The sequence below is a fragment of the Nitrospirota bacterium genome, from assembly GCA_040754395.1.
Taxonomy (GTDB): Bacteria; Nitrospirota; Thermodesulfovibrionia; order Thermodesulfovibrionales; family SM23-35; genus JBFMCL01.
The window spans coordinates 19,835-45,287 of record JBFMCL010000004.1 but is presented as its reverse complement, the minus strand read 5'-3'; the positions used below and the strand labels follow the sequence as shown (position 1 = coordinate 45,287).

Below are 25,453 nucleotides of genomic sequence, written 5' to 3'. Positions count from 1 at the left end.
ATAAAAAGGAGGTGACTACATGAAAGGAGAAAAAATTCTCAACGATGGGCTTATGAACATTTTTGAAGCTCACGGTATAAACAGAAGAGACTTCCTGAAGTATTGTGCTGCAACAGCAGCCCTTTTTGGTCTTTCAGAGTTCGAATTTTCCTCGAAACTCGCATATGCGCTGGAATCGGGTTCAAAAAAACCTTCTGTGATGTGGCTGGAAGGGCTTGCATGCGCCGGATGTACCATATCGCTGACACAAAGCCTGCATCCTCCGGTTTCTTCGATAATTCTTGACAAGATATCCCTGAGACAGCACGACACGATTATGGCCGCTGCCGGACATATGGTGGAGGAGATCCATGATCAGACAGTCAAAGAAGGAGGATATATCCTGATTGTGGAGGGTGCAATACCATCAGCGGATGACAGATTCTGCGAAATAGGCGGCCGTCCTTTCAGAAAAATTGTTGAAGAAGCTGCAAGGAAATCAAAGGCAGTGCTTGCGGTAGGTGCATGCGGTGCTTTCGGGGGTATCCCGAGGGCAACTCCAAGTAAGGGAATATCTGTAACTGAATCCCTAAAAAAGGCCAAGATTGACAAGCCGGTCATAAATATTTCTACATGTCCTGTCCATACGGATCATCTTGTGGGGACCATCCTGTATGTACTTGTTACGGGAAACATACCAGAGCTGGACTCGAATGGACGTCCCGCGATGTATTTCGGAGACAGCAGGCTTATCCATGACAATTGCAGGCGCAGGGCGCATTTTGATGCAGGAGAATTTCTGAATGACTGGAATGACCCGAGACAGAAAGACTGGTGCCTGCTGCAGAAGGGATGTAAGGGCCCTATGTCGCACAGTGATTGTTCGATAAGACGATGGAATGACGGAATCAACTTCTGCATCGATTGCGGAGGCGTATGTCAGGCATGTGGCGAACCGAGTTTTTATGAACATGTCACACCTCTCTATACTGTGGAAAGCGAATCTTCCAAAAAGATCATGGCCATGAAAAAGGCCGGAATGTTTACAAAAGAAGAAAGTTAAAGGAGGTGAAAATATATGGCTAAGAAAATTACGATTGATCCGGTAACCAGGATCGAAGGACATCTGAAGATTGAAGTCGAGATCGAGAATGGCAAGGTCAAGAATGCATGGAGCAGCGGCACGATGGCAAGGGGATTTGAGGCTCTTCTCACGGGGAAGGATCCCAGGGATGCATCGTATGTTACCAGCCGCTTCTGCGGGGTATGCTACAGTGTGCACCAGCTCGCCTCTTCACGCGCCCTTGATGCTGCATTCGGGGCCAAGGTTCCCTGGGGAGGAAATCTCATAAGAAATCTTGTGATGGGCGCAGAATACATATATGATCATCCTCTCCATTTTTACCAGTTAAGTGCCCTTGATTACATTGATATCATGGCGATCGCCGACTACAAGGGAAATGACAAGGATCTTCTTGCGGTTAAGGACAAAATAGTATCCCTGGTGAAGGCAAAGGATACCTATCCCCTCACCCCGAGATATGAACCTGATGAGTTTACCGTGAAAGATCCTGATATCGTGATATCTGCAGTGAGCCATTACCTGAAGGCCCTGAAGATGCACGCTAAAGCGCGGAATATGGGAGCCATATGGGGTGGAAGAACCCCGCACTATCAGAACATCGTTGTCGGCGGAGTGACGTCTTTTCCGGACATCAACCAGGTTGCACGGTTCCGTTCGATGCTGGATGAGCAGGCGAAATTCATCAGTGAAATCTATATACCGGATGTGCTTGCATTCGGCACAGGACCACTCTGGCCGCTTGCCCAAATGGGTATCGGGGGGGGACACCATAATTATATGTCGTATGGTGACTTCCAGCTTGACAAGGATGGCAAGAAGCTCCTCTTCCCTGCTGGTGTCATGAAAGGACTGAATCCGGCAGACATAAAGATTGACACGGTCATTCCGGAAAGGATCACCGAATCCGTGAAATATGCGTGGTACAAGGAGAACAAACCCGTTCATCCATATAACGGTGAACAGATATTCAACCTTGATAAAAAGAATGCATACTCTTTTGTGAAGGCACCGCGTTATGAAGGCACCGCGATGGAAGTCGGTCCGCTTGCAAGAATGATCATAGCAAAAAACAGCGACATACTTGCACTGGTAGAAAAAGGCGCAAAACCCGGCGCTGTAGCACGACATGCAGCACGGGCCATAGAAACCAAAATGGTTGTCGACGCCTGCTATCATTGGCTGGACCAGCTTCAGACGGAGATGACAAAACCCGGATTCAAAATTCATGACACTGAACACTGGGATCCTCCGTCAAGCGGCATGGGAGCCGGTTTTTCCGAGCCGCCGAGGGGAGCCCTTGGTCACTGGATCAGAATCAGGGACAAAAAGATCGAGAATTATCAGGCTGTTGTCCCTTCAACCTGGAACGCATCACCACGATGTGACAACGGAGTTCGCGGACAGTATGAGGAATCATTGATAGGAGCTCCTGTTCCGGATCCCAAAAATCCTGTCAATGTCGTCCGAATCATACGGTCATTTGATCCATGTCTGGCGTGCGCAATACACGTCATTGACCCGCAAGACAATCAGATACGGAAGTTCATTATCGAATGAAAAAAACTGAAAAGGTTTACACAACAACAGAGGGGGGAGACAATGTCTCCCCCAAGAAAATCGTTGTACTTGGTGTAGGAAATATCCTTCTGTCCGATGAAGGCATCGGTGTTCACGTCGCAAACGAGCTCATACAAATGAAATTTCCCCCCGAAGTGACTGTTGTAGAGGGTGGTACGGACGGTTTCAGGCTTTTGAACATAATTACAGAGGCAGACCGTCTGATTGTCATTGACGCAGTCAGGGGACATGCCTCACCGGGGTCAATCTACCGTTTTGACATAGATGAAGTGAGAAATGTTCCGTCAGGGTTCAAGACATCTGTCCACCAGATCGGTATTCTGGAAGTTATCGATTTATCCGTATTGATCGGGAAAAGACCCAGTACGACGGTAATTGGAATTGAACCCAAATCTCTTGAGATGAGCATGGAATTGTCTCCGGAGATCAGAGATAAAGTTCCCAAAATTATCGAACTGGTTATTGAAGAAATACACCGTCCTGTCTGAGAAGACCCTGAACAACAAAAAAACATGAAATAATACAGCCTTTTCCCTCCGCCATGCTGCGTTAATCAGAACCCGCATAATTTTCAAAAGAATATCGATTATAATTGAACAATGACCAGAATGATGAAAGTTATTACAGGGTTCCTTATTCTTTCTCTCCTGACGGGCATAATCGGGGGAGTGTTATACAGGACATTGTCCGACTTGCCGAATATCAAACTCCTTGAAGAATATGCGCCCCTGGAATCATCAAACGTATATTCAACCGACGGGAAGGTCATCGCAGAGCTCTATCTTGAGAGAAGGACATTCGTTCCGCATTACCATATCCCTGAGCATGTAAAAAAGGCTTTTATCTCCGTGGAAGATATTAGGTTTTATGCACATCCGGGGGTAGATTTTATCGGAATCATGAGAGCGCTCTGGCATGATATAAAGGCAGGTGGAATCGTAGAAGGCGGAAGCACAATCACACAGCAGCTTGCAAGAATGCTTTTTTTGAAACCGGAGCGGGCCATTTCCAGAAAAATCAAGGAAGCAGTTTTGTCTTTTAAGATTGAGAGAACATATACAAAAGACGAAATCCTCGGAATGTACCTGAATCAGGCATATTTCGGGACAAGGGCGTACGGTATAGAGGCAGCGGCTCAGACATATTTCGGCAAATCTGTGAAAGATATCAATATCCCTGAAGCGGCTCTTCTTGCGTCTATGCCAAAGGCACCGTCTGTCTATTCACCTTTTAAGAATCCTGAAAAATCAAGGGAAAGAAGGGCAATAGTACTCAAGCAGATGAGGGAGAACAAATTCATTACCGAGAATGAGTATCAGGCGGCAAACAAGGCGTCTTTGCCCGAAAAACCCAACTTCAGGAAATATGATGCCCCGTATTTCATAGAATTACTAAGACAGAACCTTGAGCCAAGCTATGGAAATGCATTATATACCTCGGGTTACAAGATATACTCAACACTCGATTCGAGAATGCAGAGCATAGCGGAGGATGCGGTAAGGAACGGTATATCAGCGATTGAGAGGAGGGTAAGACCGGGAGTTGAGGCAGCGCTGCTGGCAGTGGATATGAGAACTGGGCACATTAAGGCGATGGTCGGAGGCTCTAATTTTTGGAAAAACCAGTATAATCGCTCTACGCAGGCCTTAAGGCAGCCGGGTTCCGCATTCAAGCCGTTCGTGTATGTTGCTGCCATAGAGAGCGGGATGACATCTGTATCAATAATCAATGACTCGCCGGTTTCTTTTGGGGGTGCGAGGCCGGGACAGAGATGGGTCCCGCGTAACTACGATGGAAAATATTACGGAAACGTAACACTGAAAACAGCGCTTGCCAAGTCTCTCAATTGTGCAGCGATTCGGCTTGCAGCATATCTTGGGGTTGATACTGTCATGGAAACCGCAAGAAGACTCGGAATTACCAGCACACTTCAGCCGTATCTTCCCCTGGCAATAGGGGCGTCTGACGTTACCCTTTACGATATGGTTATTGCTTACTCGGTTTTTGCGACAGGATATAAACCAAAACCCATTCTGTATGAAAAAATATACAACAGGGACTGGATTATTGTTGAGGAAACAGGCTCTGTTCTGGAAGAAGCGTTGACAGACGAGGAAGTTGAGCAGATCAGAACACTTCTGCATGCAGTTGTTGAGGAAGGAACTGCGGTGAAAGCAAAAGAGCTGAAGAGGCCTTTGTACGGAAAAACCGGAACGACAAATAACTATACGGATGCATGGTTCATCGGATTTGATGAAAGACTCGTCGTAGGAGTATGGGTGGGAAGGGACAACCACACCCCGATAGGGCCGAGGGAGACGGGCGGTAAGGCAGCGCTTCCGATATGGATTGAATTCATGAAAAGAGTGCCTCTACAAACTCTTCTGGCGCAAAGTCCCTGAGATCTTCTATCCCTTCACCGACCCCTATGAGCCTGACCGGGATACCCAATCCCTTTTTTATTGCAAATATGATTCCGCCTTTTGCCGTTCCATCAAGCTTTGTCAGTACTATACCGGTAACGCCGATTGCTTCGTTGAATAATTCTGCCTGTCTTAGTGCGTTCTGTCCGGTTGTTGCATCAACTACCAGCAGTATTTCCTGCGGAGTTCCCGGAAGGGCTTTTTCTATCGTTCTTTTGACTTTCTTCAGTTCTTCCATGAGATTGCTTTTTGTATGGAGTCTCCCTGCGGTATCAATAATGACGACATCAATTCCTCTGCTCTGCGCTGCAACTACTGCATCATAGGCTACTGCCGCGGGGTCTGAACCCTTCTGGTGCTTCACGAACTGTGTATCAGCCCTTTTCGCCCAGATTTCGAGCTGTTCTATCCCGGCAGCCCTGAAAGTATCCCCGGCAGCGAGCAATACCGAAAGCCCCTGGGATCTGAACCTGCTTGCAAGTTTCCCAATTGTTGTAGTTTTTCCTACTCCATTTACCCCGATTGTAAGGATGACATAAGGTTTGCTGTCATGAATGACAAGCGGCTGGGGGTCGCCGAGGACAGCGGTCATTTCACGCTTCAGGAGTGCTTTTACTGACTCCAGATCCTTTGCCTCTCCTTTTTTTGCACTTTCTCTGAGAGTCAGCATTATCTGAGAAGATGCGTGAGCACCCACATCAGACATAATCAGTATCTCTTCAAGTTCTTCAAGAGATTCTTCATCTATCTTGCGGCCGGTAAATATGGTCTCGACTTTTTCAATAAAACTTTCCCGTGTCTTTGAGATGCTGTCTTTCAGGCGTTCGAACCCTTTTTTCGAAAAGCTTTCTTTCATGCGATCAAAAAACCCCATTGCTCCTCCTTTACTGAGATGCTACGTAATATTAATTTTTTTTGTGAAGAATTATCAATCTCGGGAACATTCTTCTGAGTATTGTTTTTTTCAAATCTGTCATTATAATAGATTAGATATAAAAAAGCGAAAATTACTCAAACGGAGGGTGTATTTCAATGCTCAGGAAGAAAGACAGATATATTGTAGCAGTCGTAGGAGCGACAGGTGCGGTAGGAAACGAAATGATCGATACGCTTCAAACCAGGGACTTTCCTGTTGAAAAGATCAGACTGTTTGCTTCTGAGAGGTCTGAAGGCAGGAAACTGGAGTACAAGGGGCAGGATATCCCTGTGGAAATACTGAAAAAAGAATCATTTAAGGGAGTCGATATTGCTTTGTTTTCGGCAGGTGCTGAAAGGTCAAGGGAATGGGCACCGATAGCTGCCGAATCGGGATGTGTTGTTGTGGATAATTCAAGTCAGTGGCGCATGGACTCCGCGGTGCCTCTGGTAGTGCCTGAGGTAAACCCGAATGATCTGAAATGGCATAAGGGTATTATCGCAAATCCAAACTGCTCTACCATCCAGATGGTAGTTGTGCTGAAACCGATACATGATGCCGCACGTATTAAAAGGGTTGTGGTTACAACATTTCAATCAGTTTCAGGAACAGGACAAAAAGCAATCGATGAACTTATGCAGCAGACGATTGACCTTATGAATTTCAGGGGTGTGACATGCACGGTATACCCGCATCAAATAGCGTTCAATGTTCTGCCTCACATCGACAAATTTCTCGAAAACGGATATACAAAAGAAGAAATGAAAATGGTAAACGAGACGAAAAAGATTCTTGGAGATGATTCTATCCGGCTTACCGCAACAACCGTGCGGGTACCGGTTTTCAGGGGGCACTCTGAAAGCCTCAATATCGAAACCGAGAGGAAACTCCTGCCAAACGAGGTGCGCGCGATTCTTGCAGAGGCATCAGGCGTTATCGTGTACGATGCGCCTGAAAAAAATATCTACCCAATCCCTATTCATGTTGCAGGAAAAGACGAGACATATGTCGGCCGCATAAGGGTTGATGAAACCATCGAAAACGGTATCAATATGTGGATTGTCGCCGATAACCTGAGAAAAGGCGCAGCATTGAACGCGGTGCAGATAGCCGAAAAACTCACAGAGATGGCGTAATCATACCCTGAAGTCCTGTTTTGGCCGTGCGGTTCCAGATATACCCGGAGAAGAGAAACTCGACCATGCAAAGGAAACCTGTCATCAAGTGATTAGAGTTGATTATATTCTGAGTGCAGATTTTGTCCTTACAATGGATCAGGCGCTTACAGTTATCCATGACGGGGGTGTAGCTGTTCAGGGAGAGAGAATTCTCGATGTAGGACACACATCCGAAATATGCAGAAAATATGTGCCACACCGCTTTATCAGAAAAGAGAACAGTATCATATTGCCGGGGCTCATCAATACCCATACCCATGCGGCAATGGTATATTTCAGGGGCTTGGCAGACGATATGCCATTGAACCGATGGCTAGAAAATCATATATGGCCGGCGGAGAACAAGTGGTTGAGTCCCCAGTTTGTTTCAGATGCGATAGAGCTCGCCTGTCTCGAGATGCTCAAGGGAGGTGTGACAACGTACAATGATATGTATTTCTATGAGGATGCGGCCGGCAAAACAGTAAAAAAAATAGGCATGAGGGCAGTGCTGGGCGCTGGTATTCTGGATTTTCCGACAATGTCTGCGAACACACCGGCAGAATACCTCACCAATGCTGAGGAATTTATAAGGGAATGGAAAGGCGATGAACTGATTACCCCCTGTGTTGCACCGCATGCCCTGTATACCTGCGGAACGGATACCCTGAAAAAGGCCAAAACCTTGGCAGAGAAATATAACGTACCCCTTCACCTGCATCTGTCAGAGACAGAATGGGAAGTTGGGGAGGTCATGAAGCGTTACAAAAAAAGACCGGTGGAATATCTTGAGAACCTCGGCATTCTTGACCAAAGGGTAGTTGCGGCACATTGCATTTGGCTTGATGACAAAGAAATAGAGCTGCTTGCCGAAAGAAAGGTCGGAGTCTCTCATTGTATGGAGAGCAATCTGAAGCTTGCTTCGGGATTTGCTCCTGTTGCTACAATGCTGATGGAGGGAATAAAGGTGTCATTTGGCACCGACGGAGCTGCGAGTAACAACGACCTGAATGTTTTTAGTGAAATGTCCACTACTGCCAAAGTACATAAGGCGCTTGCCAGTGACCCTACAGTGATCAATGCGAGGACCGCACTCCTCATGGCAACTCGCTGGGGTGCTGAAGTCCTCGGTCTCGGAGAAAAGGTGGGCAGCATAGAGGAAGGCAGGAAGGCAGACATTATTGTGGTGAATTTTAACAAGCCACATCTGACGCCGCTGTATGATGTGTATTCGCATATCGTTTATGCAGCAATGTCATCAGATGTAGAAAGCGTTATGATAAACGGAAAAATCATTATAGATGAGAGGGTTCTTCTGTCCACCGATGAATCCGCAATTCTCAATAAGGCAAGACAATGGGGTGAAGCAATAAAAAAAGCAGGTTGATAATCTTTCATGCGTTCTATGCATTGTGATGAAGAAGACACAAAAAATTATAATGACGGAATAATATACGGAATAATATATGGAAGATATGGAGTTCCAGGTTCCGAATGATATCCTCCGCAAAATGGATTTCTACAAGAAAAAAATCCGGAGCAGGGCTTTGTCGATGGATTACGATTTTATATCATGCGAATTTAACTATGTGTGCTCTATGGACAATCTTGAGAAGATGCTGGAAAAGTATGGGGAAATAATTGAAGCAATGACGGAAAAGTATACTGTGAGCAAGGATATTTGCATGAAGTTCAGGAAGGAATGCGCCGGCATTCTCATGGAAGCTGCGATGAAGAGGGGAGAATTCCGGCTGGGAATTCATGTGGCGAAGAAATATGGTATTTCTTTGCCTGAGAAAGACGGGATATGATCCTTTCATTGATTTCGTAAAAAATACATTATGACGGATGTTGCTTCCTGATAGAGATAATCAGAAAAACACCTCCTCAAAGATTATATTGGCGCTCCGCAAACGGAGGTAATCCATTTTCAGACGGGAATTTGCGATGCTTGTCTGCTGACGTGTAGCGTTCAGAGGCTCATCGACAGTTCCGGATACATAAATCTTGGATATTTTCCCCGTCAATGTTCCTACCGTGAAAGAAAAGTCCGCAACAAGAAGGTAAATATCAGCTTCATTTTTCAGTACGTTTTTTTCTTCCGGCCGGAGTTTCTGTGTGACTGTCTGTTTTCTTAGCGAAACAGACAACTGCACTTCCTTCCCTTCCTTTGCGATGGATATGAAATCTTCAATCCTGTTCAGATCTCTCTTTTCAAGCTCCTCTGCCATACATCATACCTCCTGTAATGTGAAATAAGGCTAATATACTCAATGGACAATAACGGTTTCGATAGAATGGTCCTCCCGCAGGAAACAGTGTGCTGCACAATGCCCGATTTATTTACAGAGTAAGATACCTCAATCATATAAAATTATCAATATAATTTTATATTATAATCATAATTATAGGTATTGCATTTCTTATGATAGGCGGAAATGGTTTTAGCGTTTGCTTTGTTGCAGATAATCGGTTATGATTTTTCTTTCTTCCTTGCCCAAATGTGTACCATAACTGATCATGCGATCTATGGTTTTTTCCCATTCGCCTCTGTTTTTCTGATGACCGAGGACAAAAGATGCGGTATGACATCCCGTGCAATGCTTTTCGATAATATCATATGGTGAATCAGGTGCGGCACCTGCAGAAGAAACAAGGACAGACAGAAACAGTATCATCACAATTTTCCTTATCATTTTGTTCTCCCGAATAGTGTTTTAGTCTAATATTTCAGAAATCGGTTTGTCCATCAACATATTTCTTAGTGAAGTTCCCATAAGGGAAAGTGTTGCTTCAGAAGTTCGTCTGGGCGTTATGATTGCCTGAATAACAGGTATTTTCTTAAAAGATATGAACATAATCAGTTAATCTGTTTAGTGAAGGGCTTTGACAAACCTGATATATTGCATTGGAGGATCTATGATCTCCAGACCTATGCAGTCTGTCATACCATTCGGAGGCACCTTTGCATATGACCATTTCACTTTGCAGTGGAGTTTCAGGGTTTCTCCGGAATTTAGCCTGAAATGGACATCTATTCCGGTTCCTGCGGTATATTTGCGATGCTCCCCTGAATGGGAAGTGACAATATGAATGCCGTTTTCAGAAATATTTTCGATAAATATGCCGTGTCTGCTGTCTCCTGAAATGCGTTCTGCATTTAAATTTACCCTGTATCTTTTGGCACGCCTTTTTTCCATGGCGATATTGTAATTATTTTCGTGTAAGAGCGCAATAGGGAATTTGCATGCATGACAGGGGGAAAATGCAGCCCGTTAAAGACGCTATATCTCTCTTCTTCCCTCGAGTGACTTTCCGAGGGTTACCTCATCTGCAAATTCGATATCACCACCTATCGGAAGTCCGTATGCGATTCTTGTTACCTTCACATGAAAAGGTTTCAGCAACTCCCTGATATACTGTGCAGTGATTTCGCCCCTGGTATTGGGATTCGTAGCAATGATAATTTCTTCTGCAGAATTCTTCCTGATACGTTCAATAAGCTCTTCGATTTTGAGCCTGTCAGGAGTCATGCCATCTATAGGGGAAAGGGCGCCAAGGAGCACATGGTAAATTCCGTTGAAACTCTTTGTACGTTCGATGACGAGAATATTGCTCGGTTCTTCTACGACACATATCTTGGCTCTGTCCCTTGCGGCATCGCTGCAGATACCACAGAGGTCTTTATCAGTAATGCTGAAGCATTCCCTGCAAAAGCGCGCCTTTTCTTTTACCTCGCTGATTGCCTTTGCAATACCCTTTGCTTCTTCATCAGGCATTGAAAGGATGAAAAAGGCAAGTCTCTGCGCAGTCTTTCTTCCGATGCCGGGAAGCTTTGAGAGTTCGTTGATAAGATTCTCTATGATACTAAGTTCCATGATCTTCACAGTACAAGTATAAATAAAGATAAAAAATCGTATCAAGATTTTTTTGTTGTTCTAACAACCGAAGAGATAATCTTCGCACACACTCATCATGCATATGCTGAGCCTTGCAGAGCAAAAAGTATCGGAGAAAAAGCGGAAATGCAGACAGCAAGAACACTCTCCGGATCATTGAGCGTTGAGTGGCTATTTCTTCTGCGGAGGGGGGAAATTGACAAGGATTTTTCTTACCACTTCATTAATCTGTTCGGCGGTGTTTCCGGGATCAATCACTCCGGAAGCTGTTCCTCTCCATATCAGTTCCTTCTTTTCGGAATCAATGAAATCGAGAATCAGTGTCCCGACTTCATATTCATATGTGTCTGTTCCACGTCGGTATTCGAAGCGGTCGCGACCGGCGGGTTCCCTGTACCCCCATGGATGATGGGGGCCCCAGTTGTAATAGTAAGAGTCACGGTCATCAAACCCATAACCCCATTCCTGGGTTTCCACTCTCTTCTCTTTTCCACCGCGTATTGCTAACAGAATGTCGGGCTTTTCCTGGGTTGCACTAAGTCCTTTTGCCTGCAGTTCTCTGTTCACCGCGTATTTTATGCGTTTTATCGTCAGCTCATTATCGTATGGTTTTTCCGGTAATGGGAGCCAGTCATATGTTCTAATGACGGCAAAATTCGCCTCCTGATCGAAGTCATAAGTTATATTGACTGTCGCGCAACTCACGCATAAAAAAAGGACTATTACAATGTACTTTTTCATATGTCCCTCCGTATCATGTGTCTGCAAGTATCATCTGTATAGAAATAAAGAGCAAGACCATACATAGTCTTTATCTTTACTATTCTACCTTGCCGGAGGGTATGGAGTCACGGGATTTCATAGCTACACGGCAAGACTGCGAATAGTCCTGAAGAGTGAATCAGGCGGTTCGAATAATCCGCTATGTGTCTGGTGGATGAATAATCTGCCAGAAGAATCCCTTTTTACAAAGAGGGTAAAAGGTACCCGGGGGTTTCCAAGCGCCTTATGGGCTGAGAAACTGTAGTCTGTAACAATTGGATAGCGCGTTTTGTGGATTTTTTTGTATTCTCTTACTTCATTTGCAGTATTACCGACGGCTATTGCAACGATTTTTACCCTGTCTCTCAGTCCTTGATCACGTTCGACAGAAAATAATGCATTGTTCAGGACAGGAACATTGCGCGGACAACTGGTACAGTAGGTATTGAATATCTCGATGATGATCAGTGATCCTTTCACGTCATGGAACGGAAAAGTCCTCTTCCGAGATATCCCAAGATATTTCTGTTCATCGGCTGTAAGAGTATTTGTGAATGAAAGCTCCGGGAATCGGGGTTTTTTTGATATTTTCATGACATCAGCAGACAGGAATGCAGAAGAAAAAAGCATTACAAAAAGTATCATAATCAGGACAGGATATTTTTTTCTATTTCTCAAGTTTTTCAAGTTCTTTGACCAGAACATCGAGTGATGGTCTCGTGTTGATATCGTGAACATCGATATAGCGGATAATACCCTTTTTGTCTACGATAAACAACGCTCGTTCAGCAGTACCATCGGAACGGAGAACTCCGTATTCCTTCGAGACAGCACCATGAGGCCAGAAATCCGAGAGAACAGGAAACCAGAGTTCGCCCATTTCCCGTGTCCAGGCAAACAGGGTAGGGATATTGTCGACGGTGATACCAATCAGAATTGCATTATTTTTTTCAAAAATATGCTTTGCGATATTGTATCCCGGCCACTGGTCCGAACAGACTGGTGTCCATGCTGCAGGGACAAAGGAAATAACGACATTTTTCTTGTCACGAAACTTGGCGAGCGATATCTTTTCTCCCCCTGTGGATGGAAGAGTAAAAACAGGGGCCTTCATGCCCGGTTTAAGTTCCGTGCTGCTGTCTACAGGCTTGAGCGATCCGGGAGCATATATCTTTCCCTTGAACTGTTCCGATATGCCATAAGAAGCGCCTGAAGACAAAAGCAGAACGAAAAATACGATTACGAAAAGAAGGGAAATCTTGCGTGTACGTAACATGGTTATTCCTCCTGCCTTATTGCTGATTCTCTTATTATACGCTCAAGGAATTTTGCGGGGTCCTGTATGCTTCCCACCTCTGAATATACCATTTTTCCTTTCCCGTCGGGAGTATTTCGGATAACGAAGAAGTGCGGGGTCCTGACCTCTCCGATTTTTTTGTGAATAGAAAACGTCTCATCGGAAAAAAGAGGGAACCGGATATTGTACTGGCTTCTGAAGACATCTACTTCAAACGGTGTATTTCCCGCGCCGATACCTATGATTTTAACCCTGCAACTATATTTTTCACTTTGTTCGATGAGTGCAAAAAGCTCATTGACATTGGGAGCCTCTTTCTGGCAATAGGGGCAGTACATGCTGAATATCTCGACTATAATCAAGTCGGCATTGATCTGGGATATCATGAAATGGGTTTTTTCTTTGATTCCAAGATATTCTGTTTCATGAGTTCTTTCCGGAACAGGAAGTGTTATTTCAGGAAATATCTCACCTTTTTCAGGCACATTTCCTGCGGCAAATAACATCTGAACAGAAAAAAACACACAGGCTGTAACGGCAAGAAAAGCAATCAGTTTTCTTTTCATGAATCCCCCTTTAGATGCATGATATGAGAGTGCGGATTTCCCTATATCACCATTCTCTAACAGGGAAAAACATTTGTCAAGCTGCCAGATCAATGGTGACAGGGCAAAATGAAAATGCAAGTTTTTCACGCTTCAATCTCACCCTTCTTCCTGCGACTATTCTGCCTTTACAGGGCGGATCATCTGATTGAATTTATTGTTGCTATGAGGTATTCTATTAGCTAAAATCGCTATCGGGAGGCTACATTAATGGCTAAAAAGGCTGTGAAAAGATATGTTTACTTTTTCGGCGGTGGCAAGGCTGACGGAAGGGGAGATATGAAAGACCTCCTCGGCGGAAAAGGCGCCGGACTTGCAGAGATGACGAATCTGAAGATCCCTGTTCCTGCTGGCTTTACTATTACAACAGCGGCCTGCAATGAATATTTCAGGAACGGAAAAAAACACCCTTCAGGGATGTGGCAGCAGGTTCTCGAGAATCTGAAAAAGGTTGAAAAGGCTATGGGCCTGAAATTCGGAGATCCTGGAAATCCCCTGCTGCTTTCTGTAAGATCCGGAGCAAAATTTTCTATGCCGGGAATGATGGACACGGTTCTCAATCTCGGCCTTAACGAAAAAACGATAACTGCAATGATACAGAAGACCGGAAATGAACGTTTTGTATACGATGCATTCAGACGGCTTATCACAATGTTCGGGAGCATAGTAATGGGTATCGACAGGCAGCGGTTCGAAAAAGCTCTGGAAGAGATGAAAGAAAAAAGGGGAGTGCGCCTGGATACCGAACTTTCGGCGGATGACCTTAGGGAAATTGTCGAGGAATTCAAGATTATCTACAAAAGAAGCACTGGAGAAGATTTTCCAAATGACCCCCTTGAGCAGCTCAGAAAGGCGATCAATGCAGTCTTCGGTTCCTGGTTTGGAGAACGGGCGATGAAATACAGAAAACTTAATGAGATTCCTGATGATCTCGGAACAGCATGCAATATTCAGTCTATGGTATTCGGCAATCTTGGTAAAAATTCTGGTACAGGGGTTGGTTTCACAAGAGACCCGTCAACAGGAAAGAATAAATTTTTTGCGGAATGTCTTATCAACGCCCAGGGCGAAGATGTGGTTGCCGGTATCAGGACTCCACTGAAAATAGAAGAGCTGAAAAAACGTCTTCCGAAAGCGTACAAGGAACTAAACGCGATATATAAAAAACTGGAAAAACATTACAGGGACATGCTGGATATCGAGTTCACTGTGCAGGAAGGGAAACTTTACATGCTGCAGACAAGGGTAGGGAAGAGGACTGCTGCAGCTGCGCTCAAGATTGCCATCGACATGGTCAGGGAAAGACTTATTGACAAAAAGACTGCGATATTGAGGATTGATCCCCAGCAGCTGGATCAGTTGCTGCATCCCATGATCGATCCGAAGGCCGAGGTCAAGGTGATAGCAAAAGGACTCCCAGCTTCACCTGGTGCTGCCGTAGGAAAGGCAGTTTTTACTGCAGAGGATGCCGAGCGTGCAGCAGACAAGGGTGAAAAGGTTATTTTAGTCAGAACTGAAACCTCACCTGAAGATATCGGCGGTATGAATGCCGCACAGGGTATTCTTACTGCACGGGGTGGCATGACATCTCATGCTGCTGTTGTTGCAAGGGGCATGGGAAAATGCTGTGTCGCCGGATGCGGCACAATAAATGTCAATGAAGTACAGAAATATTTTACCGTAAATGATCTTACGATAAAAGAGGGCGACTACATTACACTTAACGGAACGACCGGTGAAGTGATGATGGGAAAGGCACCGCTTGTAACACCCGAGCTGACGGGTGATTTCGGCATATTCATGAAATGGATTGACGAATACAGAAAAATAGGTGTGAGAACAAACGCCGATACCCCTCATGATTCGGTAGTTGCAAGGAAATTTGGAGCGCAGGGGATCGGTCTGTGCAGAACGGAACATATGTTTTTCGACCCTGAAAGAATCAGCGCGGTAAGGGAGATGATCCTTTCGGACGATACTGAGGGAAGGAAGAAGGCCCTTGCAAAGATTCTTCCCATGCAAAAGAGCGATTTTATCGGCATATTCAAAGTCATGAAGGGACTTCCTGTTACAATTCGTCTTCTAGATCCTCCGCTTCACGAGTTCCTGCCTCATACCGATGAAGAAATACGCGCGCTTTCTGTCTCAATGGATGTGCCTGCGGAAAAGCTGAGGGCGAGAAACAGGGTTCTTCAGGAGTTCAATCCGATGCTCGGACACAGGGGATGTCGTCTTGGAATCACCTATCCCGAAATCTATGAAATGCAGGTGAGGGCTATCATGGAGGCTGCATGCGAACTCGCAAAACAGAGAGTAAAGGTTATCCCAGAAATTATGATACCGCTGGTCGGACATGTTAAGGAACTTTCCATGATGAGGGAACTTACAGTGAGCGTCGCGGAGGAAGTGAAAAAGGAATACAAGGCTAAGGTTGCCTATACTGTGGGCACAATGATAGAACTTCCGAGAGCCTGCATTACCGCTGATGAGATCGCAGCGCAGGCAGATTTTTATTCATTTGGCACAAATGACCTTACTCAAACAACATTCGGCCTTTCAAGGGATGATGCGGGAAGATTTCTTCCCTACTATGTGGAAAAAGGCATTCTTGAAAATGATCCCTTTATCACCATAGATATGAACGGAATCGGTCTTCTGATGGAAATAGCTGTCCAAAAAGGCAGAAAGGTGAAGAAAAACCTGAAGATGGGCATATGCGGGGAGCACGGAGGAGATCCGAAATCTGTTGAATTCTGCCATAAAATAGGACTTGATTATGTGAGCTGTTCGCCATACAGGGTGCCTATCGCAAAGCTCGCGGCAGCGCAGGCAACGCTGAAGGAAAAAACAAAGATTGATTTAAGCAAGAGTACTGTATGATATCCTGTTGACGAGCATCTGATCAGACATCTCAGGCAACGGTTGAGGAATTATGAATTCCCAGCCGTTGTTTTTTTATTCCCGGAGGGGAGGTTATCTTTACAGAAGAAAAGAATATATGGTAATGTAAATGTTACAAATTTTTGAAAGGTGGTGAATAGATGTCCATTGATAAATCACAAAAACAGACTATCATCAACGACTACAAACTTCACGATGGCGATACAGGCTCGCCTGAAGTCCAGATAGCGCTGTTAAGTTCACGTATAAATTATCTTACCGAGCATTTCAAAACACATAAGAAAGACCATCACTCAAGAAGGGGTCTTTTGAAGCTCGTAAGCCAGAGACGCAAATTACTTGATTACCTGAAGACGTCCGACAAGGACAGGTACGAAAAGGTTATCCAGCGTCTGGAAATCAGAAAATAATGAAAACAGTTGATATTGAACTTAGAGGAAGAACACTTTCTTTTCAGACAGGAAAAATGGCAAGACAGGCTGACGGAGCGGTTGTCGTTCAGTACGGCGATACAGTAGTTCTGGCAACCGCGGTTGCAGACAAGACACCGAAGGAAGGTCTTGACTTTTTCCCCCTTACGATAGACTATCAGGAAAAGGCATACGCTGCTGGAAAAATCCCGGGGGGATTTTTCAAGAGAGAAGGCAGACCCTCAGAAAAAGAGATACTCACTTCCCGCCTCATAGACAGGCCAATCAGGCCTCTTTTCCCGAAGGGGTTTTACTATGAAACACAGGGCATTATCAATGTCTTGTCGTATGGAAGCGAAAACATCGCGGATATACTCGGAATCATCTGTATGTCTGCTGCACTGAATATTTCAGATATTCCCTTTAACGCACCCGTCAGCGCAGTAAGGATCGGAAGGATTGCCGGGTCATTTGTGATAAACCCCGACCTCAGGGAGGTTGAGGAATGTGACATGAACCTGGTTGTGGCAGGTACAGCAGAGGCTGTAGTGATGGTGGAAGGTGAGGCTCAGGAGATATCAGAGCGCGACCTTCTTGATGCGCTAAATGTAGCTCACCAGGAAATAAAGCGTATCTGCTCAGTGCAGAACGAACTGCGTTCAATTGCGGGCAAGGAAAAAAGAACGGTGATTGAGCCTGTTCCTGATGATTTGCTAATCAGTGCTGTCAGGGATTTTTGTCTTGAAAAGATAAAATCTGCTATCACAATCCCTGATAAAATGAGACGTCAGAATGCACTTGATGCCGTTCTGAAAAATGCGGTAGAAAAGCTGAATACAGAGGAGAAAGACATTACCATGAACATAATCTCTGTATTCAATGATATTGAGAAAAACCTCGTGAGGGGTATGATAATCAATGAAAATAAGAGAGCGGACGGCAGGCGCCCTGAAGAAATCAGGAATATCAGTTCTGAAATAAGTGTTTTGCCAAGAACACACGGATCTGCGCTCTTTATAAGGGGTGAGACCCAATGCCTTGCGGTCGTGACCCTTGGAACATCGGATGACGAACAGAAGATAGATTCTCTTGACGGAGAGTCTTACAAGACTTTCATGCTGCATTATAATTTTCCCCCGTTCAGTGTTGGGGAAGTAAAGCCCCTGAGGTCTCCCGGGAGAAGGGAAATAGGGCACGGGAACCTCGCCGAACGGGCAATAAAGGCAGTCATACCGCCCAAGGCAGAATTTCCTTATACGATAAGGATAGTCTCGGACATTCTGGAGTCGAACGGTTCCTCTTCCATGGCATCAGTATGCGGAGGTTCACTTGCATTGATGGACGCGGGGGTACCAATCAGAACCCATGTCGCAGGAATCGCAATGGGACTTATTAAAGAAGACGATACTGTTGTGATTCTTAATGATATCCTTGGACTCGAGGACCACCTCGGAGATATGGATTTCAAAGTTACAGGAACGGAAAAGGGAATCACCGCCTTTCAGCTTGATACGAAAATAGGCGGTATTTCAAAGGAAATAATGGAAAAAGCGATCGAACAGGCAAGGCAGGGAAGGCTTTTCATCCTTGAAAAGATGAAGGAAACGGTGAGTGTTCCGAGAGAGAATCTTGCACAGTACGCTCCGCGTATTTATACCTTACAGATCAAGCAGGAAAAGATAAGGGATGTCATCGGTACCGGAGGAAAAGTTATCCGCGGAATAGTGGAGCAGACTGGTGTCAAGATAGATATAGAAGACAGCGGCATTATCAATATTGCCTCACCTGACGGAGAATCTGCGCAAAAAGCGATCGACATAATTAACAGCATTACCGCAGAGGCCGAACTGGGCAAAATCTATCTCGGCAAGGCGAAAAGAATTATGGATTTCGGTGCATTTGTAGAAATCATGCCGGGGACAGAAGGGCTCCTTCATATATCTCAGATATCTGATAAGAGGATAGCAAAGGTTACCGATGAGATTCACGAAGGAGACGAAGTGCTCGTGAAGGTTATCGAGATAGACAAGATGGGCAGAATACGCCTGTCAAGAAAAGAAGCACTGAGAGAACAGGAAACGTCCAGAAAATAGCAGCCGGACCATACGATGCAGAATGAGAGGGGGATAGATGCGGTATATCCCCTCTTTCTTTTTTCAGGTTGGAAAGGATTCCGGCATTCAATGGATCTGGGTATGTTCACAGAGTAAAAAAACGAGATTAGGGAAATAGATATGTTTAAAAAAGAAATTCTTTCCAACAACCTTCCGGTAGTTATGGAGCCTCTCAAGAATATGAGGTCTGTTGTGCTGGGGATATGGGTTAAGGTCGGTTCAAGGCACGAAACCCATGCAATGAACGGCATATCTCACTTCCTTGAACATATGTTTTTTAAGGGAACAAAGAAGCGTTCAGCAAAGGACATCGCTTTTGAGATAGATTCACTCGGCGGGGAACTCAATGCCTTCACATCCAGGGAGACAACGACTTTTTATGTGAAGGTTCTCGACGAATACCTTGACCAGGGTCTCGATCTCCTGACAGATATCTTCCTCAATTCGACTTTCCCTGATGAAGACATAGAAAAGGAAAAAAAGATTATCAAAGAAGAGATAAAAATGGTCGAGGACACTCCGGATGACTATATCCATGATCTTGCCAATCAGAACATATGGGGACAGAACAGTCTTGGACAGTCTGTTCTTGGCAGAAGAGAGACAATAAAAGGCTTTACACGTAATGACCTGATATCTCACATCAGAAAATATTACGGGACGAAGGACACAGTCATATCATGTGCTGGCAATTTCGAGGCTGAACATCTTCTCACTCTGCTGAAAAAGAATCTTGGCAGTCTCAAACGCGGTTCACAGCCTGAAGCCGGAGAGCCTCCTGTTTTCCGGAGCAAGGTGGAAGTAATCCACAAGGACCTCTCAGAAGCCCACCTGTGCCTGGGAATGAAAGGGGTGCCCCATGCGAGTAAGGAACGATATTGCCTCTTCACGCTGAACACTATTTTGGGTGCAGGAGTGAGTTCCCGGCTGTTCCAGGAGATAAGAGAAAAGAGAGGACTGGCTTACGCGATATACTCCTTTGTCGCATCCTATGTTGATACAGGATTATGGGGAGTTTACGCAGGTGTCAGCAGAAAAAAGGTTACGGAGGTAATTGAACTCGTCCTGAAAGAAATCTATACACTGCGGGAGACTGTCACTGAGGCGGAACTGCAGCGTGCAAAAAACCAGCTGAAGGGAAATATAATACTCGGTCTTGAGTCTTCCAGCAGCAGGATGAATAATATCGCGCGCCAGGAGATCTATTATGAAAAGCACTGTTCTCCGAAAGAGATCATGAATATGATTGACTTGATTACATTGGCGCAGATCAGGGATCTGGCAGAAGAAATAGTGCAAAAGGATTTATTTTCCCTTACTGTGTATGGACCGGTTTCTAAAGATACCCTCTCGGGTATAGTGGGATAACCAATTCCTGTCAGAAAGAATCGATGCCCAGAATCTCCCCGACTTTTGTAATTATTTCATAGATATTGAAGGGCTTTGTTATGTAGAAATCTGCGCCGACCCCCGTTGCCTTCTGTCTGTCCAGTTCCTGTCCTTTTGCAGTAACCATAATGACACAGCATTTTCTCATTACCGCGTCGTTTTTCACTAAGTTGCAGACTTCAAAGCCGTTCATCTTGGGCATCATGACATCGAGAAAAATGATCTCGGGATTTTCCTTTCTCGCGATATCAATTGCGGAAAGACCGTTCTCTGCTGTTAGCAAACGGACTCCTCTGTCTTCAAATGGTTCAAGAATCTGGGTAAGAAGATTCCTTATTATGGGATCATCGTCAACTATCAGAACTTTAGGCATTTCATAAACCTCAATATAAATTATTCTTTGACAACCAAAGAGTGGTCATATATCTTCACACCTTCTTTCAAATTCAAAGGGAGAGTAAACGAAAAATTGCTTCCCTTTCCGAGCTCGCTTTCAACCCATATGCGCCCGCTATGGTATTCAATGATTTGTTTGCAGATGGAGAGGCCAAGACCGGTCCCAGTCGGTTTTTCGGTCAAAGTATCCCCGGCCTGCCTGAACTTTTCGAAGACCTTATCCTTGTCCGCCTCCGATATGCCGATACCCGTATCAATAATGCTTACAATAAGTTCATTCCCGACTTTCTTCGTAATGCAATGAACAAATCCCTTGTCGGTGAACTTGACCGCATTGGAGAGGAGATTGATGATAACCTGTATAAGCTTGTCCTTGTCACCGTAAACCTCTGGCAAATCCTGCTCGATGACTTTTGTGAACTCGAGATGTTTCTGTTCAAAAAGGGCTGAAGTGGCCACCAGTGCACGGTCAATGACATCGGATACCCTGAATCTGTCTATTTTCCATTCGACTTTCCCTGCTTCCAGTTTTGATATGTCAAGCACATCATTGATCAGTGCGGTCAGTCTTTCTCCTTCAGAGAGGATAATCTCAAGATTTTCTCTGACCCGATATATCGAATTCTTCGTTTTTTTATTCTTTACCTCTATAAGCAGGGGGAAAATATCTTCATCGAGTTTTTTTCTGATAATTTCGGTAAAGCCACGGACAGAGGTCAGAGGTGTTCTTAATTCATGTGATACCGTTGAAATGAAATCCGTTTTCATACGGTCGACTTCTTTTTCAGAGGTGATGTCCCGTATCAGAATTACCGACCCGATTCCCTTATCGTCTCCTTCAAATGCATCTTTATGTATGCCGGTGGCAACCGCCTTGCCTATCTTATTACGGGCAAGTACAAGTTCCGAGGTATAAATATCGTTTGAAAACCCCCTTGTTTTTTTCACAAGGTCACTGACATTTGAACCGAAAATATCTCTGCAGTTTTTTCCTATGAGGTCGGTCTCTTTGAGTGCAAACATGTAAGAGAGGGCTGGATTGACATGGGTAATCACGCCGTCTGTATCAGTCACAAGGAGCCCGTCTGCCATATTGTCAATGACAGCGGTAAGATATGCGAGGGTATTCTGGAGTTCAACTATTGCGTCGTTAATGGCCTGTTCATATCTGTCAAATACCTCATGGAGGTCAGTAGCCATTGATTTCATGGTATCTGCCAAAAGTCCTATCTCATCATCGGATTTGATATCAACCGCGGACGAAAAGTCGTGAGACGCGAGTTTCTTGGAGTATTCAGTCAGTTTGTTCAATGGTTGCGAAACTCTGTTTACAAGAATATACGCGATGAAGATGCTTATGACAAATATGATGGCAAGAAGGTACAGCTGCCTGATCATTGCAGATTTCATCTGTGACATAATGATGCCTTTGTCCATGCCCACATGTACGAATCCGAAGGCACCCTCAAGTATCGGAGAAGAAATGTCGATAAAATTTCCTCTTCCTTCAACATACAAGTCCTGGATCTTTGACACCGATTTAGTTTTTTCATTTTTGATATCCAATATTTCTTCGGGTATGTTGGGAACAAAGGTATGAGAAATGATCTCTCCCTGCGAATCCACAACAAAGACGTACGACACGCCCATTATCTCAAGAAACTGGTCAATCATTGCCTGCACTGTTGAGGCATCCCTGTTCAGGAGTGTATCGACGCTTGAATTTGCTATGCTTTTTGCTATCGCTGTGCCCTTGCTTTTGTATTCCTGTATCAGGTCATTATAAAGATTCCATCCCGATGATAAGGCGATGGTAATGCTGATAATGGCAAAAAGGACTATGATGATGATGAGGGTCTTTTTGAAAAGCTTCGACATTATCATTTGCGCCACCTGTTCCAGTCCCTGATGGGGATAAAACGCCCGTTTTCATATATTGTGTAAAAGACCTTGTTGAGTCCCTGATGTTTTTCAGGACCGAAAGAAACTCTCTCATCAATTCCGATATCCAGGTTTTTTATTCCCTCAACAACTTCTTTTATTCTCGACTGCTCTATTTTGTCTTCCATTCTCTTCAGTATTTCAACAAGGACTTTCGCATTGAGAAAACCTTCAAAACCCACAAAACTGTATTTCAGCGGCACGTAATCTTCTCCAGATATGTCAAGAGGAAGACGGGGATTGTATTTATCCATTAACTCCCTGTACTCTCTCGCTGCAGGGAGAGACAGGTCTTCGTAACTCGGCACAACCTGTGAGTTCAGAAGATTGAAGGTGTAATCCTTTCCTTTTGCTTTCCCTTCCCTGAGAAGGAGATTGATCATGAACTCGCTGCCGACGAAAGATACATTGGCAATGGGCACATCCCATCCGGCATTCCTTGAATCTCGAATGAACGCAGCACAGGCAGCGTAAGCGCCGATCGATATCACTACATCAGCTCCTGACTTTTTGAGTATATCCACCTGTTGCTTGAGGCTTTCGGAGTACTTTGTCCCGCGCTTATATGTCGCTTCACCGACAATTTTTAGACCATATTTTGCCAGGGTCATTCGGACACCGTTCCATCCGCTCCTTCCGTATGCATCTGCCTGATAGAATACAGCGATTTTTTTTATTCCTACTTTTACCAGATTGTTGACAAGGCCTTCAGTTTCCTGATGGTACGACGCGCGCAGATTAAAAACAAAGGCATCATAAGGGTATTGTCTGTGAGGTTGCGCTCCTGTAAACGGAAAAAAGAGGTAGATATGTCTGTCACTATAGCTTTTCAGGATAGGCAGTATTCTTGTTACTGTAGGTGTGCCGACATAATCAAAAAGGAGAAAGACGTTATCATTTTCTATCAGACGAATTGTATTTTCTATACACGGGATGGGATTATATCCGTCATCATATGCAGTTATTATTATTTTTTTCCCATTGACGCCACCTGATCTGTTGATGTGCTCAATATAAGCCATTGATCCTCTGTATAATTCATTCCCAAGCCCGCCTGTTGCGCCCTTGAATGCAGCAGACATGCCGACATGGATGGATTCTGCACGAATATTCTCCGGGAAAAGCGACATGAGCGAACAGAGGAAAATCAGGATATTCAGGGGACTGCGCACGATAAGGAACACTTTGGAAAACAATACGGCGAGGGTATTTCTGTTCACATGGTTTTCTGGAATAGAAGCGTCGCTTTTTAGAACTGTACTTGGCACCTTTTCACACCTTCTCCCTCGTCTTTAATCCATAAGAGAGTCTTGTTATTGCGTCGGCACCAGTTCTTGACATCATTTTCGAATGTCGAGCAGTCTGCGACAACCTCAAGCACCTCGCCCTTCTTTAGTTTCAACGCCTTTATTGTCATCTGAATTGTCGGTTGGGGGCACTTTAACCCCTGCGCATCAAGTAATACGACGGGCATGTTTAACCTCCAAAATATGAATATATTTTTTTATTTTATACAATTTTATAAAATTTAATGCATATTTATACGAAATCACATGAAGTAATTCTAAGCAATAAATATGCCAAAATATCATTTTTGTCCACATGTATGCATCCTTTCAGCTTTTTATATAATTATGATAATATTCCCTTGACAGTTACTTGACAATGGAGATACAATTTCCGACTTATTGAATCTACAACGAGGGGATTGCATGGAAAAAATACTCTTAACTACAGACTTTCAGGATATTCAGCTTTTAAAAAGAGGAAAAGTGAGGGATATCTACGATCTTGGTGAGCATCTTCTCCTTGTCGCAACCGACAGGATATCGGCATTCGATGTTGTGCTGCCGAGCGGGATTCCGGGAAAGGGCAGGGTTCTGACGCAGATATCCGTCTTCTGGTTCCAGCACATGGAAACCATCATTCAGCATCACGTTGAAGCGGTTGATGTAAGGGACTTTCCTTTATCTTTGCATAAGTATGCCGGGGAACTTGAGGGAAGAAGCATGATAGTCAAGAAGACAAACCCATTGCCGGTTGAATGTGTGGTAAGAGGATATCTTTCAGGCAGTGGCTGGAAGGAATATAAAAAGAATGGAGCCGTCTGCGGGATCAGACTGCCGGACGGGCTGATCGAATCTTCAAGACTCCCTGTCCCCATATTTACCCCGAGCACGAAGGAAGAGGAGGGACACGACATCAATATCACCTATGATGATGTCCGGAGGATTGTCGGAAGTGAGATGGCGGAAAAACTCATGAATGCGAGCCTCGGGATATATTCGAAGGCTCGCGATATTGCTGAAAAAAAGGGAATAATCATCGCAGATACAAAATTCGAGTTCGGCCTTTTTCAAAATACTATGATACTGATAGATGAGATTCTGACGCCTGATTCTTCACGTTTCTGGTCTGCAATTGACTATCAGCCAGGAAAAAGTCAGGAAAGCTATGACAAGCAGATCGTCAGGGACTATCTGCTTACGCTCGACTGGGACAGGACATATCCGGGACCTTCTCTGCCCGAGGAGGTCATACACAAAACAGCTGAACGTTATAAGGATATTCTGAGAATCCTGGCAGGCAGGGAGTAATGCCG

The 25,453-nt window shown here is 44.6% G+C and carries 25 protein-coding genes; 12 read left to right on the top strand and 13 right to left on the bottom strand.

Going from position 1 to position 25,453, the window contains the following annotated elements:
- Window positions 1-19: 19 nt before the first annotated feature.
- From AB1552_03105 to AB1552_03090, 4 genes are all read left to right on the top strand, one after another.
- Entirely contained in the window at window positions 20-1,042 is a 1,023-nt protein-coding gene (locus AB1552_03105; GenBank protein MEW6052765.1) for a hydrogenase small subunit, read from the top strand.
- 15 nt (window positions 1,043-1,057) lie between these two features.
- The gene (locus AB1552_03100; protein ID MEW6052764.1) at window positions 1,058-2,620 is read left to right on the top strand and encodes a nickel-dependent hydrogenase large subunit; all 1,563 of its coding nucleotides are present in this window, start codon (window positions 1,058-1,060) and stop codon (window positions 2,618-2,620) included.
- Window positions 2,617-3,129 (top strand): HyaD/HybD family hydrogenase maturation endopeptidase, encoded by a 513-nt coding sequence (locus AB1552_03095; protein MEW6052763.1) that lies wholly within the window; start codon window positions 2,617-2,619, stop codon window positions 3,127-3,129. The genes AB1552_03100 and AB1552_03095 overlap by 4 nt, the downstream gene beginning before the upstream one ends.
- A gap of 120 nt (window positions 3,130-3,249) precedes the next feature.
- Window positions 3,250-5,043, top strand: coding sequence for a PBP1A family penicillin-binding protein (locus AB1552_03090; protein MEW6052762.1), 1,794 nt, complete (start codon window positions 3,250-3,252; stop codon window positions 5,041-5,043).
- On the opposite strand, the gene ftsY is transcribed toward AB1552_03090, so the two are convergent.
- Window positions 4,997-5,938: a signal recognition particle-docking protein FtsY gene (gene ftsY, locus AB1552_03085; protein MEW6052761.1), complete on the bottom strand. Its 942-nt coding sequence runs from the start codon at window positions 5,936-5,938 to the stop codon at window positions 4,997-4,999. The two genes, AB1552_03090 and ftsY, sit on opposite strands and share 47 nt — an antisense overlap.
- A 158-nt stretch (window positions 5,939-6,096) precedes the next feature.
- Between ftsY and AB1552_03080 the strand changes: the two genes are divergently transcribed.
- The 3 genes from AB1552_03080 to AB1552_03070 all read left to right on the top strand — a co-directional run bounded on the left by AB1552_03080 (window position 6,097) and on the right by AB1552_03070 (window position 8,948).
- The gene (locus AB1552_03080; protein ID MEW6052760.1) at window positions 6,097-7,116 is read left to right on the top strand and encodes an aspartate-semialdehyde dehydrogenase; all 1,020 of its coding nucleotides are present in this window, start codon (window positions 6,097-6,099) and stop codon (window positions 7,114-7,116) included.
- An 88-nt stretch (window positions 7,117-7,204) separates the two neighbouring features.
- A complete protein-coding gene (locus tag AB1552_03075; GenBank protein MEW6052759.1) occupies window positions 7,205-8,524 on the top strand; it encodes an amidohydrolase family protein in 1,320 nt (439 codons plus the stop codon).
- A 79-nt stretch (window positions 8,525-8,603) separates the two neighbouring features.
- The gene (locus AB1552_03070; GenBank protein MEW6052758.1) at window positions 8,604-8,948 is read left to right on the top strand and encodes a hypothetical protein; all 345 of its coding nucleotides are present in this window, start codon (window positions 8,604-8,606) and stop codon (window positions 8,946-8,948) included.
- 60 nt (window positions 8,949-9,008) lie between these two features.
- Here AB1552_03070 and AB1552_03065 read toward each other — a convergent pair whose 3' ends face one another.
- The 8 genes from AB1552_03065 to AB1552_03030 form a co-directional block, all read right to left on the bottom strand.
- Complete coding sequence (locus AB1552_03065; protein MEW6052757.1) at window positions 9,009-9,368, bottom strand: hypothetical protein; 360 nt, start codon at window positions 9,366-9,368, stop codon at window positions 9,009-9,011.
- A gap of 213 nt (window positions 9,369-9,581) precedes the next feature.
- Window positions 9,582-9,833 (bottom strand): cytochrome c, encoded by a 252-nt coding sequence (locus tag AB1552_03060; GenBank protein ID MEW6052756.1) that lies wholly within the window; start codon window positions 9,831-9,833, stop codon window positions 9,582-9,584.
- Window positions 9,834-10,010: 177 nt separating this feature from the next.
- The gene (locus AB1552_03055) at window positions 10,011-10,337 is read right to left on the bottom strand and encodes a PilZ domain-containing protein (GenBank protein ID MEW6052755.1); all 327 of its coding nucleotides are present in this window, start codon (window positions 10,335-10,337) and stop codon (window positions 10,011-10,013) included.
- An 84-nt stretch (window positions 10,338-10,421) separates the two neighbouring features.
- The gene (gene recR / locus AB1552_03050) at window positions 10,422-11,015 is read right to left on the bottom strand and encodes a recombination mediator RecR (protein ID MEW6052754.1); all 594 of its coding nucleotides are present in this window, start codon (window positions 11,013-11,015) and stop codon (window positions 10,422-10,424) included.
- Between the two features lie 192 nt (window positions 11,016-11,207).
- Window positions 11,208-11,777 carry a DUF4136 domain-containing protein gene (locus AB1552_03045; protein ID MEW6052753.1) on the bottom strand — a complete coding sequence of 190 codons (570 nt, stop codon included), beginning with the start codon at window positions 11,775-11,777 and terminating at the stop codon, window positions 11,208-11,210.
- A 123-nt stretch (window positions 11,778-11,900) separates the two neighbouring features.
- On the bottom strand, window positions 11,901-12,392 hold the full coding sequence (locus AB1552_03040) for a TlpA disulfide reductase family protein (GenBank protein MEW6052752.1): 492 nt from the start codon (window positions 12,390-12,392) through the stop codon (window positions 11,901-11,903).
- Between the two features lie 73 nt (window positions 12,393-12,465).
- On the bottom strand, window positions 12,466-13,074 hold the full coding sequence (locus tag AB1552_03035) for a peroxiredoxin (GenBank protein ID MEW6052751.1): 609 nt from the start codon (window positions 13,072-13,074) through the stop codon (window positions 12,466-12,468).
- Window positions 13,075-13,076: 2 nt separating this feature from the next.
- The gene (locus tag AB1552_03030; protein ID MEW6052750.1) at window positions 13,077-13,661 is read right to left on the bottom strand and encodes a TlpA disulfide reductase family protein; all 585 of its coding nucleotides are present in this window, start codon (window positions 13,659-13,661) and stop codon (window positions 13,077-13,079) included.
- 249 nt (window positions 13,662-13,910) lie between these two features.
- On the opposite strand from AB1552_03030, the gene ppdK reads away from it, so the two are divergent.
- The 4 genes from ppdK to AB1552_03010 all read left to right on the top strand — a co-directional run bounded on the left by ppdK (window position 13,911) and on the right by AB1552_03010 (window position 20,493).
- The gene (gene ppdK / locus AB1552_03025) at window positions 13,911-16,580 is read left to right on the top strand and encodes a pyruvate, phosphate dikinase (GenBank protein ID MEW6052749.1); all 2,670 of its coding nucleotides are present in this window, start codon (window positions 13,911-13,913) and stop codon (window positions 16,578-16,580) included.
- A gap of 161 nt (window positions 16,581-16,741) precedes the next feature.
- Window positions 16,742-17,011 (top strand): 30S ribosomal protein S15, encoded by a 270-nt coding sequence (gene rpsO, locus AB1552_03020; GenBank protein ID MEW6052748.1) that lies wholly within the window; start codon window positions 16,742-16,744, stop codon window positions 17,009-17,011.
- Complete coding sequence (gene pnp / locus AB1552_03015; GenBank protein MEW6052747.1) at window positions 17,011-19,104, top strand: polyribonucleotide nucleotidyltransferase; 2,094 nt, start codon at window positions 17,011-17,013, stop codon at window positions 19,102-19,104. The genes rpsO and pnp overlap by 1 nt, the downstream gene beginning before the upstream one ends.
- 141 nt (window positions 19,105-19,245) lie before the next feature.
- A complete protein-coding gene (locus tag AB1552_03010; protein MEW6052746.1) occupies window positions 19,246-20,493 on the top strand; it encodes a pitrilysin family protein in 1,248 nt (415 codons plus the stop codon).
- Between the two features lie 10 nt (window positions 20,494-20,503).
- Here AB1552_03010 and AB1552_03005 read toward each other — a convergent pair whose 3' ends face one another.
- The 4 genes from AB1552_03005 to AB1552_02990 are packed head-to-tail and all read right to left on the bottom strand — an operon-like array spanning window position 20,504 to window position 24,325.
- Window positions 20,504-20,887, bottom strand: a complete 384-nt coding sequence (locus AB1552_03005; protein MEW6052745.1) for a response regulator — start codon at window positions 20,885-20,887, stop codon at window positions 20,504-20,506.
- 20 nt (window positions 20,888-20,907) lie between these two features.
- Window positions 20,908-22,788 (bottom strand): ATP-binding protein, encoded by a 1,881-nt coding sequence (locus AB1552_03000; GenBank protein ID MEW6052744.1) that lies wholly within the window; start codon window positions 22,786-22,788, stop codon window positions 20,908-20,910.
- Between the two features lie 2 nt (window positions 22,789-22,790).
- Window positions 22,791-24,071 (bottom strand): ABC transporter substrate-binding protein, encoded by a 1,281-nt coding sequence (locus AB1552_02995; protein MEW6052743.1) that lies wholly within the window; start codon window positions 24,069-24,071, stop codon window positions 22,791-22,793.
- A 29-nt stretch (window positions 24,072-24,100) separates the two neighbouring features.
- Complete coding sequence (locus AB1552_02990) at window positions 24,101-24,325, bottom strand: sulfurtransferase TusA family protein (protein ID MEW6052742.1); 225 nt, start codon at window positions 24,323-24,325, stop codon at window positions 24,101-24,103.
- 238 nt (window positions 24,326-24,563) lie between these two features.
- Here AB1552_02990 and AB1552_02985 point away from each other — a divergent pair, with 238 nt between their 5' ends.
- Entirely contained in the window at window positions 24,564-25,448 is an 885-nt protein-coding gene (locus AB1552_02985) for a phosphoribosylaminoimidazolesuccinocarboxamide synthase (protein ID MEW6052741.1), read from the top strand.
- Window positions 25,449-25,453 lie beyond the last annotated feature (5 nt).